At 55.0% G+C, this 15,106-nt stretch carries 13 protein-coding genes; 6 read left to right on the forward strand and 7 right to left on the reverse strand.

Going from position 1 to position 15,106, the window contains the following annotated elements:
• From Abin_RS01655 to tkt, 4 genes are all read right to left on the reverse strand, one after another.
• Positions 1 to 894 (reverse strand): Cof-type HAD-IIB family hydrolase, encoded by an 894-nt coding sequence (locus Abin_RS01655; protein ID WP_048844618.1) that lies wholly within the window; start codon positions 892 to 894, stop codon positions 1 to 3.
• Positions 895 to 981: 87 nt separating this feature from the next.
• Positions 982 to 1,983, reverse strand: a complete 1,002-nt coding sequence (gene gnd, locus Abin_RS01660) for a phosphogluconate dehydrogenase (NAD(+)-dependent, decarboxylating) (protein ID WP_048844619.1) — start codon at positions 1,981 to 1,983, stop codon at positions 982 to 984.
• 25 nt (positions 1,984 to 2,008) lie between these two features.
• Positions 2,009 to 4,864 (reverse strand): bifunctional transaldolase/phosoglucose isomerase, encoded by a 2,856-nt coding sequence (locus Abin_RS01665; RefSeq protein WP_048844620.1) that lies wholly within the window; start codon positions 4,862 to 4,864, stop codon positions 2,009 to 2,011.
• Positions 4,865 to 4,956: 92 nt separating this feature from the next.
• Positions 4,957 to 7,059, reverse strand: coding sequence for a transketolase (gene tkt / locus Abin_RS01670; protein ID WP_048844621.1), 2,103 nt, complete (start codon positions 7,057 to 7,059; stop codon positions 4,957 to 4,959).
• On the opposite strand from tkt, the gene Abin_RS01675 reads away from it, so the two are divergent.
• From Abin_RS01675 to Abin_RS01700, 6 genes are all read left to right on the forward strand, one after another.
• On the forward strand, positions 7,058 to 7,348 hold the full coding sequence (locus tag Abin_RS01675) for a hypothetical protein (RefSeq protein ID WP_048844622.1): 291 nt from the start codon (positions 7,058 to 7,060) through the stop codon (positions 7,346 to 7,348). The genes tkt and Abin_RS01675 overlap by 2 nt on opposite strands.
• A 273-nt stretch (positions 7,349 to 7,621) precedes the next feature.
• Positions 7,622 to 8,194, forward strand: coding sequence for an ankyrin repeat domain-containing protein (locus Abin_RS01680; protein ID WP_048844623.1), 573 nt, complete (start codon positions 7,622 to 7,624; stop codon positions 8,192 to 8,194).
• Between the two features lie 136 nt (positions 8,195 to 8,330).
• A complete protein-coding gene (gene hisC, locus Abin_RS01685; protein ID WP_048844624.1) occupies positions 8,331 to 9,398 on the forward strand; it encodes a histidinol-phosphate transaminase in 1,068 nt (355 codons plus the stop codon).
• A gap of 175 nt (positions 9,399 to 9,573) precedes the next feature.
• Positions 9,574 to 9,840, forward strand: coding sequence for a hypothetical protein (locus Abin_RS01690; protein ID WP_048844625.1), 267 nt, complete (start codon positions 9,574 to 9,576; stop codon positions 9,838 to 9,840).
• 157 nt (positions 9,841 to 9,997) lie between these two features.
• Positions 9,998 to 11,056: a transporter gene (locus tag Abin_RS01695; RefSeq protein WP_048844626.1), complete on the forward strand. Its 1,059-nt coding sequence runs from the start codon at positions 9,998 to 10,000 to the stop codon at positions 11,054 to 11,056.
• Positions 11,057 to 11,406: 350 nt separating this feature from the next.
• Entirely contained in the window at positions 11,407 to 12,762 is a 1,356-nt protein-coding gene (locus Abin_RS01700) for an inorganic phosphate transporter (RefSeq protein WP_048844627.1), read from the forward strand.
• A 97-nt stretch (positions 12,763 to 12,859) separates the two neighbouring features.
• Here the strand turns inward: Abin_RS01700 and Abin_RS01705 are convergent, their stop codons facing one another.
• From Abin_RS01705 to Abin_RS01715, 3 genes are read right to left on the reverse strand one after another with little or no spacing between them, the layout of a single operon-like run.
• Entirely contained in the window at positions 12,860 to 13,198 is a 339-nt protein-coding gene (locus Abin_RS01705; RefSeq protein ID WP_048844811.1) for a YnfA family protein, read from the reverse strand.
• Between the two features lie 15 nt (positions 13,199 to 13,213).
• Positions 13,214 to 14,059, reverse strand: coding sequence for an ABC transporter ATP-binding protein (locus tag Abin_RS01710; RefSeq protein ID WP_048844628.1), 846 nt, complete (start codon positions 14,057 to 14,059; stop codon positions 13,214 to 13,216).
• Positions 14,056 to 14,955 carry an ABC transporter permease gene (locus Abin_RS01715; protein WP_084593389.1) on the reverse strand — a complete coding sequence of 300 codons (900 nt, stop codon included), beginning with the start codon at positions 14,953 to 14,955 and terminating at the stop codon, positions 14,056 to 14,058. The genes Abin_RS01710 and Abin_RS01715 overlap by 4 nt, the downstream gene beginning before the upstream one ends.
• Positions 14,956 to 15,106: the final 151 nt, after the last annotated feature.

Consider the following 15,106-nt stretch of genomic DNA (forward strand, 5'->3'; position numbering starts at 1 on the left):
TTATGCGCCTTGCGGTGGTGTGGCCGCAGCCGGGTTGGGTTGTTCTACCCGCGGCAGAACCAGACTTTCCATGGCTTTTGCCCAACCTTCATGCTCATTCGTGTCTGTGGTGAAGTGCGCGTGGGACCGCACATGGTCATTTGCCTGCCCCATAGCAATGCTTAACCCGGCCAGTTTCAGCATGGGAATATCGTTGTTCATATCCCCAATACAGGCGACCTCGGCTGGGGAAATGCCATAGAATGCCGCAAGCTGTTGCAAGGCATGACCTTTGTTGGCTTCCAGCGGTGTGATGTCCAGAAACCACTGGGCAGAACGGGCAACGCAGGCGCGGCCTTCAAGCAGTGAACCGATTTCGATTTCCTGTCGTTCCAGCAACTCATAATCCGCAGTGGAGCCGGTTATTTTGCCAATACCGTTCAATGACCCTGCGAAGGAAGACACAACGTGGGGCTGCATATGAATGGCCCGCTTTTCGGGCTCCACATACGCGCCGGTTTCATTTTCAACCAGCCATTCATGCCCACGGAACAACCACGCATCAACATCATGCACTTTCAGCATATCCAGCGCGTCGCGCACGGCACCCGGATCTAGTGCCAGCTCAGAGCGTACCGTCCGGTCTGCGTTGAAAATGGTGCCCCCATTCAAGGCCCCATAAGGAGTATTGAGGCCCAGCACCTCAAAATACATTTCCATCCCGTTGGGCGGCCGGCTGCTGACCAGACACACCGGAACCCCGGCATCTTTCAACGTCTGAATGGCAGCAAGACTGCGACGGGTAACCTGCTTTTCAGGCGTTAACAGGGTGCCGTCCATGTCCGTGACAACAAGTTTGATGCGGGACGCTGGAGGAGAGAGAGCGGCCTGACGGGCGCTTTCATTAACCATCATGCTTGCTTTACTCTCCTGAAAAATCTGGATGCCGATACGCTAACAAAAAGGGCGGCGTATCGGCGGTAGGGAACTTAAAAGTCTGACTTACTCTTTGGTTTCAACGTGGCCACCAAAGCCATAACGCATGGCAGAAAGCACTTTTTCAGCATACGTATTATCAGAGCGTGAGCGGAAACGTGTGAACAGAGCAGCCGTCATAACCGGCACTGGCACGGCTTCTTCAATGGCGGCTTCAATGGTCCAGCGGCCTTCACCGGAATCATTTACTTCGCCCGAGAATTCAGACAGTTCGCCATTTTTGGTCATGGCCTGTGCGGTCAGATCTAGCAGCCAGGATGACACAACGCTGCCACGCCGCCAGACTTCGGCAATGTCCGCCATATTGAGCGAAAACCGTTCTTCTTCCGCCAGCAGGGGGGAATCCTTACGGTACATCACGTCAAAACCTTCAGCGAAGGCCTGCATCATACCGTATTCAATGCCGTTATGGACCATTTTTACAAAATGGCCTGACCCAGCCGGGCCACAATACAGGTACCCCTGTTCTGCCCGCGGGTCGAGGTCCGTGCCCTTATCGCGCCCCGGTGTGCGGGGGATATCGCCAATTCCGGGGGCTAAAGCTGCAAGAATGGGATCAATATGGTCGGCCGCTTCCTTGGTGCCGCCGTACATCATGCAGTAGCCGCGCTCCAGCCCCCACACACCGCCTGATGTGCCGACATCAATATAATCAATGCCTTTTTCGGCCAGAACTTTGGCACGGCGAATATCGTCTTTGTAATAGGTGTTGCCACCATCAATCACGATATCACCACGCTGAAGCAATCCTGCCAGAGACATCACGGTTTCTTCCGTGATGGGGCCAGCAGGCAGCATGGACCAGACAATTTTTCTGGGGCCCGTCAGCTTGTCCGCCACATCGGCCAGTGTGCTGGCCCCAATGGCGCGCCCGGCTTCTGCGCGGGCAACCACTTTTTCAACTGCGGCGGCGTCACGATCATACACCACCACGTCATGCCCATGCCGTGTCAGGCGGACAGCAATGTTGCCGCCCATTCTTCCAAGCCCGACGATGCCGATCTGCATGCTGTATTCCTTCTTAGACTAGATATTAGACGGCGCTGTGCAGGGCTTTTGCCAGATCAGCTAGCCCCGTTTTCAGATCACCGCGAATGTGAACGCGCAGGGCACGGCGGCCCCGTTCGGCCAGCACATCAAAATCCCCACGCGCCTGCGCGGCCTTGACCACACCGAATGAGTAGTTTTCACCGGGTACGGGCAGATCATGCGCATCATCAGCTGTAATTTGCAGGAAAACCCCGCTATCTGGCCCACCTTTGTAAGCTTGCCCGGTTGAATGCAGGAAGCGCGGTCCGAATTCTGCTGCCGTGGCAACTGTTTTGGCATCCCGGATTTTCAAACGGGTGTGCTGAATCCATTCCCGTGTTGCGGCATCCCGTTCAATATAGGCCAGCAGCCCCACATAATCGCCAGCTTTAACACGGTCAAAATGGGCTTTCAGAATGGTTTCAGCGCTGTCACCCTTCAGGGCAGCGGCGTTGGTTTTGTCTGCAAAGAAGGCAAACTGTCCGTGTTCAGCAAAAGGCTGCTCGGCTGGCAATTTGCCAGTTTTGTTGTAGGCGTCAGTCAGTTTGCGGGTTTCAATCTTGCTGGCTTCGACATCCGGCTGATCGAACGGATCAATTCCCAGAAATGCACCAGAAACAGCGGTTGCCAGTTCCCAACGGAAAAATTCCTGCGCGATCTGCCGTGTATGGTGCAGCGTAATGGTAATAACCGGCTGGCCTGCATCAATCAGCGTAGCAATGGCTTCATCCTGCTCATGCCGGTGTTCCGGGGCCAGACGCAGATAAACGAACAGACGGTCCGAACCATAGCGTTTTGGTCCGCCCAGTGTTTCGTCATCAATGGGGATAATACCCTTGCCGTGTTTGCCAGTGGATTCAGCAACAAGCTGTTCAAGCCATGCACCAAAGTCAGCAATTTGCGGGGTAGCCACAACAGTCAGCTTATCCCGTCCGAACTGGGTTGCCGCAACGCCCATGATGGTGCCCAGCAGAACAGCGGCATTCTGCGCCGGTGGCACGCTGGCATCGCTCAGGCGGACACCTAGCAGAGCATCTTCAAGGAATAGTTTGACCGGAATGCCCGATGCGGCGGCAGGAACCAACCCGAAGTTGGAAAGGACGGAATACCGCCCACCAATCTGCGGTTCACCAGCAAAAATCTTCCAGAAGCCTTCTTTCTTTGCCAGAGCTTCCAGCTTGGAGCCGGGGTCGGTAATGGCTACAAAATGGCTGCCAACCTTATCCCCCAATGCTTTTTTTGCGAGATCATGGAAGTAGGCCAGCATGATATTGGGCTCAAGCGTGCCACCTGACTTGGAGGCAACGATGAACAACGTCTGCGCCGGGTCTATCTTTTTGGCGTAAGTCGCAACCTGCTGCGGGTCGGTGCTGTCGAGCACATACAGATGGCCAAAGCCTTCATGCTTGCCAAATGTTTCAGCCAGTACTTCCGGGCCAAGGCTTGAGCCGCCCATGCCCATAAGCAGAACCTGTTTGAAGCCACGGGCTTTAACTTCGGCCTGAAAACTTTCCAGTTCAGCAACATGATCCAGACGGTCTTGGGTAATATCAAGCCATTTAAGCCATTTAGCTTCTTCCCCGCCTGTCCAGACGGAAGTGTCCTTGGCCCAGAGCTTGCGGATAGTGCCGTCCTTACGCCAGCCATCCAGCCCCTTCTGCACGGCAGCTTCAAGGTCTGCGGGGAGAGACGTCTTGATATCGGTCAGTTTGTTGGCCAGCAGGGTTTTCTGCTTGGCAGCCACAGACCCCAGAAGCGCGTCAAATGCTTCTTCGAAAGACGTGACGCCTTCATTAACCAGCGTTTCTGTCACACCTTGCAGGTTAAGACCCAATCGCTCGACTTCGGATAGAACGTGGCGGGCATCATCAATGCCACCCAGCAATGTTTCCTTGGCAGTGCCGTGGTCACGGAAGGCATCCATGGTGGCCGGGGGCAGCGTATTGACGGTATGCGGGCCAATCAGATTGTCCACATAGAGGACGTCGCTGTAAGCTTTGTCTTTGGTACCCGTTGACGCCCACAACAGGCGCTGTGGTTGCGCGCCAGCGGCTTCAAGCGTTTTCCAGCGTGGGGTTTTAATTACGTCCTGCCAATACAGATAGGCCAGCTTGGCGTTTGCTATGGCAACTTTTCCGCGCAGGGCTTTCAGCGCGTCTGCGTCCTTGTCACCAGCTTTGATACGGCGATCAATTTCCGCATCAATCTTGCCGTCAATCCGGCTGACAAAGAAGGAAGCCACAGACGCCACACGTGACAGATCGCCACCCGTCTTGTGCAGGTCTTCAAGGCCGGAAAGCCAGGCTTCCACTACTGCCTTGTAAGCAGAAAGCGCAAAAATCAGCGTGACGTTAACGTTAATACCAGCCGCAATGGTCTGGCGAATAGCCGGAATACTTTCAGGTGTAGCCGGAATCTTGATCATCAGATTCGGTTCGGACACGTCAGCCCACAGACGTTGTGCTTCGTGCGCTGTGCCTTTCTCGTCTCGCGCCAGATAAGGGGAGACCTCTAGGCTGACAAAGCCGTCACGGTGTTTGGTCTGCTCATAGACCGGGGCCAGAACGTGCGCTGCTTTCTTGATATCCTGCACCGCCAGTTTTTCATACAACGCACCGGGGGAGACAATGTCATGCGCCAGAACAGATTTGATCTGCGCATCATATTCCGTGCCTTCCCCCATGGCCTTCTGAAAAATGGCCGGGTTGGACGTTACACCGCGTACGTCATCATCCTGCACAAGGCGCGCCAGAGACCCGTCTTCAACAAAAGAGCGACGGATAAAATCCAGCCATGGAGACTGTTGAACCGTGGCAAGCGCCCTTAGCGGGTTGGCCTCTTTACTGTGTGAAGCAGTCATAGCTGACGTCCTTTTGCTACCTGCCCCCCTTCCGTTTGACGGGAAGGGGAGCCTGAAAATACATTCCGATACGATGTAACGTGTGCTGAGGGTCAGCGTGCCTGACGGCGTGCAGCTTCCAGCACGGCTTCTGGTGTGAAGCCAAATTTGGTCATCAGTTTGTCCGCGGGGGCAGAGGCGCCAAATCCGCGCATGGCAATGATTTCACCTGTAAACCCTGTATAGCGGTCCCAGCCGATGGCAGAGGCAGCTTCGATAGCCACGCGGCCTGTTACGGATGGGGGCAGAACGCTGTCACGGTAGTCCTTGGGCTGGGCTTCAAACAGTTCCCAGCTTGGCATGGACACAACGCGTGCCGGGATACCGTCCTTGCTAAGGGCTTCATAGGCAGACACAGCCAAAGACAATTCACTGCCTGAAGCAATCAGAATGACTTTTGGCGTTTCCGCACTGTCAGCCAGAACATAAGCACCCTTGGCAACGCCTGCCGCAGAAGCATAGCGGCTGCGGTCAAGTGTTGGCAGATTCTGACGGCTGAGTGCCAGTGCCACCGGCCCATCCTGCTTGGCAATCAGGAACCGCCATGCTTCCGCTACTTCGTTTGCATCGCCGGGGCGAATGGTGGTCATACCCGGTGTGGCGCGAAGCTGGACAAGCTGTTCAATAGGCTGGTGGGTTGGCCCGTCTTCGCCCACGCCAATGGAATCATGCGTAAACACGTAGGTGACAGGCTGATTCATAAGGGCAGCCAGACGAATGGGGGCCTTCATGTAATCAGAGAAAATCAGGAAGCCAGCGCAGAACGGACGCAGGCCATACAGCGCCATGCCATTCACAATCGCGCCCATGGCATGTTCACGCACACCGAAGTGGAAATTACGACCCGCGTAGGACCCATTCCATTCTTTAGGCTGGAAGCTTTCTTCGCCTTTCAGAAGGGTTTTGGTGGACGGTGCAAGGTCAGCAGAACCGCCGAGCAGCCAAGGCAGACGCCCCGCAACAGCATTCAGCACCTCGCCAGAGCTTGCACGGGATGCAATGCCTTTTTCGCTGGCGTCATAGGTGGGAATATCGGCGTCCCAACCATCCGGCAGTGTGCCAGCAAAAATGGCATCCAGTTCAGCTGCTTCTGTAGGGTAGCTTTTGCGGTAGTCGGCGAACAGTTTTTCCCACGTGGCACGGGCAGTTGCCCCGCGCGCGCCAAGGCCCTGTTGCATGTGGTCAAGAACACCATCGGGCACGTAGAAGCTTTTATCTTCCGGCCAGCCATAGGCTTTTTTGGTAGCGCAGATTTCTTCAGCACCCAGCGGTTCACCATGCGCAGCGGCTGTACCAGCTTTCTTGGGTGATCCCCACGCAATGACTGAATGAACCAGAATAAAGGTTGGCCGCGTGGTTTCTGCCTTGGCCTGCGCCAGCAGGTCTTTCAGGGCAGCGGTGTCGTTGGCATCTTTTAGTTCAAGCACCTGCCAGCCGTAAGCGGCAAACCGTTCGGCCACATTTTCGGTCAGGGCAATGTCTGTTGACCCTTCGATGGAGATGCGGTTGGCATCATACATCCAGATCAGATTACCAAGCTTCAGATGCCCTGCGGTAGAGGCAGCCTCGCTGGAAATACCTTCCATCATGTCTCCATCCCCACACAGAGTGTAGACATGGTGGCTGAACAGATCGAACCCCGGCTTGTTATACCGTGCGGCCAGCCACTTTTCAGCCATGGCCATACCAACGGAATTGCCACAGCCCTGACCCAACGGGCCGGTTGTGGTTTCAACGCCTGTGGTGTGTCCGTATTCCGGGTGGCCCGGCGTCTTGGAATCAAGCTGGCGGAACTGTTGCAGGTCTTCCAGCGTCAGGGCGGGTTCGTTCGTAACCTTACCGTTCTTTACCTGACGCACACCGGCCAGATAAATCAGGGAATAGATCAGCATGGAGGCATGGCCGATAGACAGCACAAAGCGGTCACGGTTGGGCCATAGAGGGTCTGCGGGGTCGTAGTTCAGCACATCCTGCCATAGGGTGTAGGCAACAGGTGCCAGCGCCATGGCCGTGCCGGGGTGGCCTGAATTCGCTTTCTGTACGCCATCCATGGAAAGGGTGCGGATGGTGTTGATGCACAGGTTATCGAGACTGGCCGTCCCGCCGGCTTCCGCACCAGATGGTGCGCGGAGAGGGGTGGGAAATGAGGCACGCATGCTAACCTATCCTCCAGAATGGGCGTATTCCGGCCCGAAAACAGTCGGGAACCAGTGGCTGCTTTCCCATCGAAAGCTGCGTCTGGCTCCGCCAAGGTCCCGCACATTCACACGGTCCGGCGCTCCTCGGCAAGAGAGCAGAGACAATCTGATCGCCCCGGATGCCAGAAAGGCAGAATGGGGCGCGTGTCTAACGCCTGAAAAGTCGGCTTGGCTGCATAGGGGCAGGCAGATATTCCATCAGGGGGTGTTCACCCTGTTTGTGATTACAAACGACACCGAGATGTAAGGACAGGCACGGTTCGGCTTGGTTTTTCAGGCGATAGACAGTGAGTGGGCCCTTCTGAAAGCTCGCAGATACAGAGCCTTCACATCCTCGTGACTGGCGAATTGCTAGACCATATGGCGGAATTGTCAGAGGCTAAATCAAAGGAAACGGTGCACAGGTTCGGGCGTTTGCGGTATAGATGTTTGAAAGACATAGCGCGGCCGTTCTTTCGGGACTGCTCAGAATGGGTCTGCTGCGTAAGTCGTAAACCATTATATTTTCCGGAGGTTGGCCATGACAGAGGTTTCTTCTCAGGACCCCCGTTTTCAGGATGCCACACCTGCTGGCGCGGATGCAGCCGCTGGTGGGTTTACGCAGCAGCAGATTGAAGCTCTGTTTGTTAATGCGGCGCGCGAGGGCGATGCGGAACTGCTCAGCAGTTTTCTGGATGCCGGAATGGACCCTAACCTGCGTGCTGAAAAGGGTTATACGCCGCTTATTCTGGCGTCCTATAATGGGTACGTTGATGCGGTTGCCCTTCTGCTGGCGCGCGGTGCCCAGCCAGATCTACAGGATGAAAAAGGGGCGACGGCTCTCGCAGGTGTTGCGTTCAAGGGTAATCTTGCCATAGCTCGGCTGCTGCTGGATGCCGGGGCAGGGGTTGATGTGCCGAACAGTGTTGGCCGTACGCCATTAATGTTTGCAGTGATGTTTGGCCGTGACGATATGGCCAAACTGTTGCTGAAAGCCGGAGCAAGCCCAACACGCCGCGATGGGGAAAACCTGAACGCACTTGATCTGGCGCATCGGCAGGGGAACACGGTGCTGACGGCCCTGATGAAGGAAGACACCCGCGCCGCATCCTGATGCGGACGAAATCTGCGCGAGTGGTTGAAAAGCCAGCCATGCCGTGAGTCAGGGTTTTCAGGTGCTGGTGCATCGGTTAGGGAAAGTAAGGCGGCCTGAATGGAGGGCCGCCTGTTTTTTTTGCGGATAGGTCAGCATGAGCCGTTTCTGGAGCCCCCTTGTTCATACACTGACACCCTATGTGCCGGGTGAGCAGCCAAAGCTGACTAATCTGATCAAGCTGAACACAAATGAATCACCGTACGGGCCATCACCGCGGGCGCTTCAGGCTATGCGTGATGCCGCAGATGACACCATGCGCCTGTACCCCGATCCGGAAGCGGCGGCCCTGCGTGCTGCACTGGCAAAGCGGGTCGGGTTAACACCTGATTGCGTCTTTGTCGGGAACGGATCGGATGAAGTGCTGGCCCATGCGTTTCAGGCTCTTTTCGGGCATGGTGATCCCCTCCTTTTCCCGGATGTGACCTACAGTTTCTATACGGTTTATTGCGGTCTGTACGGTCTGCCTTACAGGCAAGTGCCCCTGACGCCGGATATGCGTATTCAGGTGGAAGACTACACAGGCCCCTGTAGCGGTGTGGTGGTGGCTAACCCGAATGCACCGACCGGTATTGCGCTCGGTCTGGACGACATCAAACGTCTGCTGGAAATGCACCCGGATCGTGTGGTGCTGGTGGATGAAGCCTATGTGGATTTCGGGGCTGACAGCGCGGTCACGCTGGTGGCTGATTATCCCAATCTGCTGGTGGTGCAGACTTTCTCCAAATCGCGTGCGCTGGCTGGCTTGCGCGTAGGGTTTGCGTTTGGTCAGCCTGATCTGATTGAAGCCTTGGTGCGGGTAAAAGACAGCTTTAATTCCTATCCGTTAGACCGTATTGCCCAAGCAGGGGCCACCGCCGCTGTTGAGGACGAGGAATGGTTCCAGAAGTCGGTGCAGAAGGTCATTGCGTCCCGCACGGCATTGGCGTCTGGCTTGCAGGCTCTGGGGTTTGAGGTCTTGCCTTCGCAGGCCAATTTTGTGTATATTCACCATGCTGATCGCGATGCGGCAGAACTGGCGGCCAACCTGCGGGAACGCGCCATTATTGTCCGGCATCTGCGTGGGGCACGCACAGCGTCGTGGCTGCGTATCACGGTCGGAACCGACCAGCAGTGCGATAAGTTGCTCTCAGCACTGCGGGATATCCTGCGCCGCAACACCTGAAGAAGCTTTCTCTGCCTTCGGCTTTCTGTGGGCAGAAAACGTGTGTGCTCTCTGCATTTTTTATCAGGATAAGTTTTTCTCACTCCGTCTGTGGGCGGAGGGAGGCGTGTATTGATTGTATGCCCCGTGCGGCGTGATGCCGTCTGGTGGTTTTTTGAGGATTGGAGTTCAACCCATGCGTGCATTTCATGGTCAGCTTTCTGATAATCAGCCCATCCGCCGCAATCTGGCTGAAAAGCAGAAGCAACTGCGTGACCTGAAAGAAACTCTGGCATCCATGAAGTCTCATACTTCTCCAGCGCTTAAGGAAAGTGTGCGCAAGCGTATTGCACAGCTTGAGGCCGAAGTGGCGGCCGCACCCGCGTTGAAGTCACGCGCTAAACCTGCCGCGGCCCGAAATGGAGCCGGTACACAGGCTCGTCGTCCTGTCCGCCCGCGGTAAGCAGGACAATTTACACGAGGTCGCATTTTACCCTCATGCGACCTCGTGATATGTAGCGGGCGACTCTACCGTAACAGCGCTTTTGCGTCAGGTAGGGATTACGGATCGTCTGCCGGTCAGGCATTGCCTATAAGTGCGGGAAGCAGGGAGTTGAGCGATGGCCGGAACCACCTCATCCGCTATGCCTGATCTGATTTCCGAAGGCGGCACCCGGCTGCGTGATGGTCTGATCTGGGCCATTTTCTGCCGTCCCGGCCAAGACCCCATTGAACTTGATCGTGATATTGTTGGCCAACGGCTTGAAACCGGCAGTTTCCCGCTGGAGTATGCCAGCATGCAAGGGTGGGCGTGGTTCCACTTCGATATCGTGCATACGCTGTCGCGCGCGCAGATAGAAAGCATACCCTCTCTTCCTGAAGAAGTCAGGCAAGTCCTGACCAACCTTGAACGCAGTATCCGCCTGGATAGTGAGGAAGATACCGTTTTCGGCGCTCTTCCTGCCTTTGATGACACGACAACGGATGATGATCGCAATGTTACAGCGTGGCGGTTTGCGCTTCAGCCTGACCTGCTGATTACAACCCGTCGGCATCCGATCCCGGCTTTGGGTGTTGTGTTTCACGAACTTCAGCGCGGGTTGGTGCCGCGGTCTCCGGCCAATCTGGTTGACCGTGCGCTTCTTGAATTTGCAGATACCTTGCGCCGTGATTTTGCGCGTCTGGATGATCAGCTTGATCGTGCGGAAGATGTGCTGCTGATGCTTGATCGAGATACGGATCTGGGCCGTATGAGCAGTCTGCTGGGTGTGGTCCGCCGACGTTCTACGGAGTTACGGCGTGTTCTGTCACCTGTTGACCGTATTTTCCGGGATGAAGAACTGGAACTGCCAGAGTGGGCCGAGGATGATCTGCGGGATCGCTCGCAACGTCAGGTTCATGCCGCACTGGACGATCTTCTGGCGTTGCAGGACCGTGCGCGTTCATTGCAGGACGAACTGACCTCCAACCAGGCGGAAGAAACCAACAGACGTCTGTACATCGTTTCTGTCGGCACCACATTGATGCTTCCCGCCACATTTATTACCGGCTTCTTCGGGATGAATACGGGTGGCATGTTTCTGACAGATGGATCATGGGGCACGGTAGAGGCTGGTGTTCTGTGCTTTATCATCATGTTGGGCACATGGTTTGTGCTGAAACTGACCAAGCTGCTTTAGGTTTGGGTTGTCCTGACGGATTCTGGCAGGACTGTGGTGGAAGAAGATCCTTTCGGAAAAGCTTAATACTCTTTTTCCGGCGGGATGTTCTGGCGTGGGAGGTAACATCATTAAATCCAAACGCGATGAGTGTTATTTAATTTCAAACATAATATAATAATTTGAAGCGTTGCGGAAATCCTAGAATTTTCTATGGCTGACTCTTGTCAGTTCTCTCTTAAACAACCGGTAAAGCCGGGTCGGTCTATAGAACAGCCTGAGTGACTCTTTTATGAAATCCCGCAGGGGGTAGGTGAAAAGCCGGAAAATCCGCGCTTAATACGGGCATCGCAACTCATATCGTGGTTCCCATGCTTCATTTTGCTCCGTATTCGGCGCTTTCCATTCTGGCACTGGCCACCTGCTTTCTGCTGGTGTGTGTGTTTGAATTTGTTAACGGCTTTCATGATACGGCCAACGCCGTAGCAACAGTTATCTATACCCATTCTCTCAAGCCCAAGGTCGCGGTGATCTGGTCTGGCATGATGAACTTCATCGGGGTTCTGGCCGGCGGTATCAGTGTGGCTTACGGGCTTGTTGAACTGTTGCCGGCAGATGTTCTCTCTCCCCCTAACGGTGATCCTGCCGTGCCCATGCTGATTGCGCTGTTTGGAACGGCGTTGGCGTGGAACCTGTTTACCTGGTGGTTTGGTATCCCGAACTCCAGTTCTCATTGCGTCATCGGCGCATTGATCGGGGTTGCGATTGGGGATGCGTTTCTGCATGCCCGTGGTCTGGGCAACAGTGTTGACTGGTCCCAAATCTGGAAAGTGCTGCGTGCACTGGCTATCTCACCTATTCTCGGTCTGGTCGGTGCGGGGCTGCTCTATACCGTCATGAAACTGGTGGTGAAGGACCCTGAACTGTATGTGCCACCGCAGGGTGAAAAACCGCCCCATAAATTTGTGCGTGGCCTGCTTATTCTGACCTGCACCGGCGTCAGCTTTTCCCATGGTAGCAATGACGGGCAGAAGAGCATTGGTCTGATCATGCTGACCATTATTGGTATTCTGCCAGCAACTTTTGCGCTTAGCCCCAATGCTGCGCCGCATATTGCCCAGATTGCCCCGCAGGCTGTTATCGCCGCGCCGCTGATTGAGAAATATGACCACGATGGTCTGCGTGATGAAGCGATTGCGTCTGCTGCCCGTTTGCAGAATACGGATCCGGAAAAAGTCGTGCCATCCATGCTGCGCGCCGACATTTACGAAGTGATTGCTGGCCTGAAAGCAGTCAGCAACAACGCAACAGCGTCTGCTGCTGAAAAGAAGACAGCCAAGGATATCAGCGCCACGCTGCGTCCCACAGTAGAATATGCACCATGGTGGGTGCGTCTGCTTAGTGCCCTTTGCTTGGGTCTGGGCACGATGATTGGGTACAAGCGCATTGTGCATACGTTGGGCGAGAAGATCGGTAATACGCATCTGACCCCGGCGCAGGGCGCATCGGCTGAACTGGTGGGCGCTGGTCTGATTGCGACGGCTGGCTACACAGGTCTGCCTGTTTCAACGACGCACATCATCACCGCAGGTATTGCGGGCACCATGATTGGCTCTGGCAGCGGCATCAATCCGAAGATGCTGACCAAAATTGCACTGGCCTGGATTTTCACCCTGCCAATCACCATCGCGATTGCGGCTACCCTGTTTTACGTCATGAGCATGTAATCTGCTGATTACTGGCATATATGACTGAAAAGCCCCGCCTGTTTCATACAGGCGGGGTTTCTTTTTAGCTGGATGACAGATGGAGTGAGGTGCGGCTTTACGCGCCAGCTCTGGGGGCTAGAAGAATGAGAAAAGCACCCAGAAGGCAAATGGCGGCTCCCACCAATTCCCATTTATCGGGCGAGCGGCCTTCTACCAGACGCATCCAGAGCAAAGATGCCGTAATATAAACGCCACCATAGGCGGCGTAGGCGCGGCCAGCACTGTCGGTATCAATACGTGTGAGCAGAAAAGCAAACACGATCAGACTTATCAGGCCGGGGACAAGCAGAAAGGCTGACCGGCCTTCTTTCAGCCAGAGCCAGACAGCAAAACAGCCTGCAATTTCCGCAAAACCAGCACCAAGATAAATGGCAAAGGTTTTCACAAATGCCATCATTGTCTGTGTTCCTTAAGATGCTGCGGGAGTGGCTGTTGAAGCCTTATATGCCAGCATTACCTCTTTGGTCGGTCCATCCATATGAATTTGGCCAGCTTCCATCCAGATAAGCCGCGTGCACCATTTTTCCAGAACATCCAAGGCATGGGACGTGATGACCAGAATATCCGTACCGTTGACGACCGAGGCCAGACGTTTTTCCGCACGTTCCTGAAAATGGAAGTCGCCAGCCATGAACCATTCATCCATCAGCAAAATCTGGGGTGTCATGGTTGTGGCAATGCCAAATCCAAGCCTGATGCGCATGCCGGTGGAGTAAAGCCGTACGGGGAGGTCAAGGAAGGTCTCAAGCTGGGCAAAGCTTTCAACATTTTCTTCAAGCTGGCGGATCTGGGGGGTGGTCATACCCTTGTGGCGGCCCATCAGGGTGATGTTCTCCCGCCCTGTCAGTTCCTGATTCATGCCGGAATTGACGTCCAGCAAGGAGGCAACCTGACCATAAATATCAACATTGGGCGCATCAGGCATATAGATGCCCGCCATGACACGCAGCAGGGTGGATTTGCCCGCACCATTGTGGCCAATCAGGCCAACACGTTCTCCCGCTTTGATAGAAAGGGAAACATTATCAAGCGCTTGAACCTGTACCGTCCCGCTTTCGCCGGGTTCAAGCTGAACCTGACCGCCTGTGCGCAGGGTGCGCGCGTTTGTCAGCACAGATTTACCGCGTTTCAGCAGCATTTTCTTGAGCGAGCGCGCACCACCATGGAAAATGGGGAAATTCAGCGACAGCTTGTCAATGATAATATGGGACGTGCCTTCTGGCACCCGTCGGGCGTGTATCAGCGTTTCATTCATACCCAGAACGCCAGTTTGCTGCGTGAGCGGGAGAATGTGAAGAGTGAGAGAAGGCACAGAACCAGACTGGTGCCCAAAGCAATCCCCCAGGACAAGCCAGACGGAACGTGGCCAAGAAAAGGCATGCGGACAATATCAAGCATGGAGTAAAATGGGTTGAGGTAAAGCCACGTTGCGGTTGGGCCAAGCTGTTTTGCTTCCCAGATAACGGGTGTTACGTAAAAGAAAATCTGCAAAAGACTGCCAACAATAGGCGGTATATCGCGAAAACGGGCGCAGACTGACCCCAGCAACAGGCAGAATGCCACACAATCAATCAGCCACAGTGCAAGAGCCGGGAGCGCCAAGAGCATGGTTACCCCTGGCCATTTTCCCATAATGATAAAGACGACCACCGGCACAATCACGGTATAGCTGAACATGACGCCGCAGCGGATGGTGGTTCGGAGTGCTTGCACGGTGTAGGGCATTGTGACCGAGCGCAGGGTATCAGTCGCACGGGTAAATGTGCCGCAACTTTCTTGAATGAGTGTTGACAGCCCATTTTGCCACAGAATCAGCGAAATTGAGATGTAGGGGAGGTAATCCTGCAGTTTCAGATGAAATAGTTGAGAATAAATGCCCCCCATGGCACCAACCATCACGGCCGTCGTCAGTGTCAGCCAGAACGGTCCCAAGGTTGAGCCGCTATACTGCAGCCGTACATCCAGCCAGCCCAATGTAACAGCTAGCCGCCACAGGCCGCATGCTTCCATGATATCCTGCCATGCCAAAGACAGGCGTGACTTTCTGGCACTGCGTGCTGGCGGCGGCGTCTGCCCAGCCGGTGGTATGACGGATGGTGCAGAAAAATCTGCATTTACTGTCTGTTCGGGGGAAGATGCGGTGACCATCATGCTTTCTCGCCTATCCGATCAGGCTTCTGCCTGCAACTCCCGGTTTCCGTTTTGGACAGTGTCCATGCATGACGTGTTGCATGGCAGAAGCTGTCGATATAAACCTTTAGACAAGATTCTTTCCACATACTCTCAGGAGGATTTCCGGGAT

This window comes from Acetobacter indonesiensis (genome assembly GCF_000963945.1).
In the GTDB taxonomy this organism is placed as follows: domain Bacteria; phylum Pseudomonadota; class Alphaproteobacteria; order Acetobacterales; family Acetobacteraceae; genus Acetobacter; species Acetobacter indonesiensis.

Bases quoted from the DNA above. Each gene is read 5' to 3' on its own strand.
- Abin_RS01695 (WP_048844626.1), top strand. From the start codon at position 9,998: ATGGCCGGAACCACCTCATCCGCTATGCCTGATCTGATTTCCGAAGGC.
- Abin_RS01705 (WP_048844811.1), bottom strand. From the start codon at position 13,198: ATGGCATTTGTGAAAACCTTTGCCATTTATCTTGGTGCTGGTTTTGCG.
- Abin_RS01655 (WP_048844618.1), bottom strand. From the start codon at position 894: ATGATGGTTAATGAAAGCGCCCGTCAGGCCGCTCTCTCTCCTCCAGCG.
- Abin_RS01675 (WP_048844622.1), top strand. From the start codon at position 7,058: ATGCTAACCTATCCTCCAGAATGGGCGTATTCCGGCCCGAAAACAGTC.
- Abin_RS01665 (WP_048844620.1), bottom strand. From the start codon at position 4,864: ATGACTGCTTCACACAGTAAAGAGGCCAACCCGCTAAGGGCGCTTGCC.
- Abin_RS01710 (WP_048844628.1), bottom strand. From the start codon at position 14,059: ATGAATGAAACGCTGATACACGCCCGACGGGTGCCAGAAGGCACGTCC.
- hisC (WP_048844624.1), top strand. From the start codon at position 8,331: ATGAGCCGTTTCTGGAGCCCCCTTGTTCATACACTGACACCCTATGTG.
- Abin_RS01680 (WP_048844623.1), top strand. From the start codon at position 7,622: ATGACAGAGGTTTCTTCTCAGGACCCCCGTTTTCAGGATGCCACACCT.
- Abin_RS01690 (WP_048844625.1), top strand. From the start codon at position 9,574: ATGCGTGCATTTCATGGTCAGCTTTCTGATAATCAGCCCATCCGCCGC.
- Abin_RS01715 (WP_084593389.1), bottom strand. From the start codon at position 14,955: ATGATGGTCACCGCATCTTCCCCCGAACAGACAGTAAATGCAGATTTT.
- tkt (WP_048844621.1), bottom strand. From the start codon at position 7,059: ATGCGTGCCTCATTTCCCACCCCTCTCCGCGCACCATCTGGTGCGGAA.
- Abin_RS01700 (WP_048844627.1), top strand. From the start codon at position 11,407: ATGCTTCATTTTGCTCCGTATTCGGCGCTTTCCATTCTGGCACTGGCC.
- gnd (WP_048844619.1), bottom strand. From the start codon at position 1,983: ATGCAGATCGGCATCGTCGGGCTTGGAAGAATGGGCGGCAACATTGCT.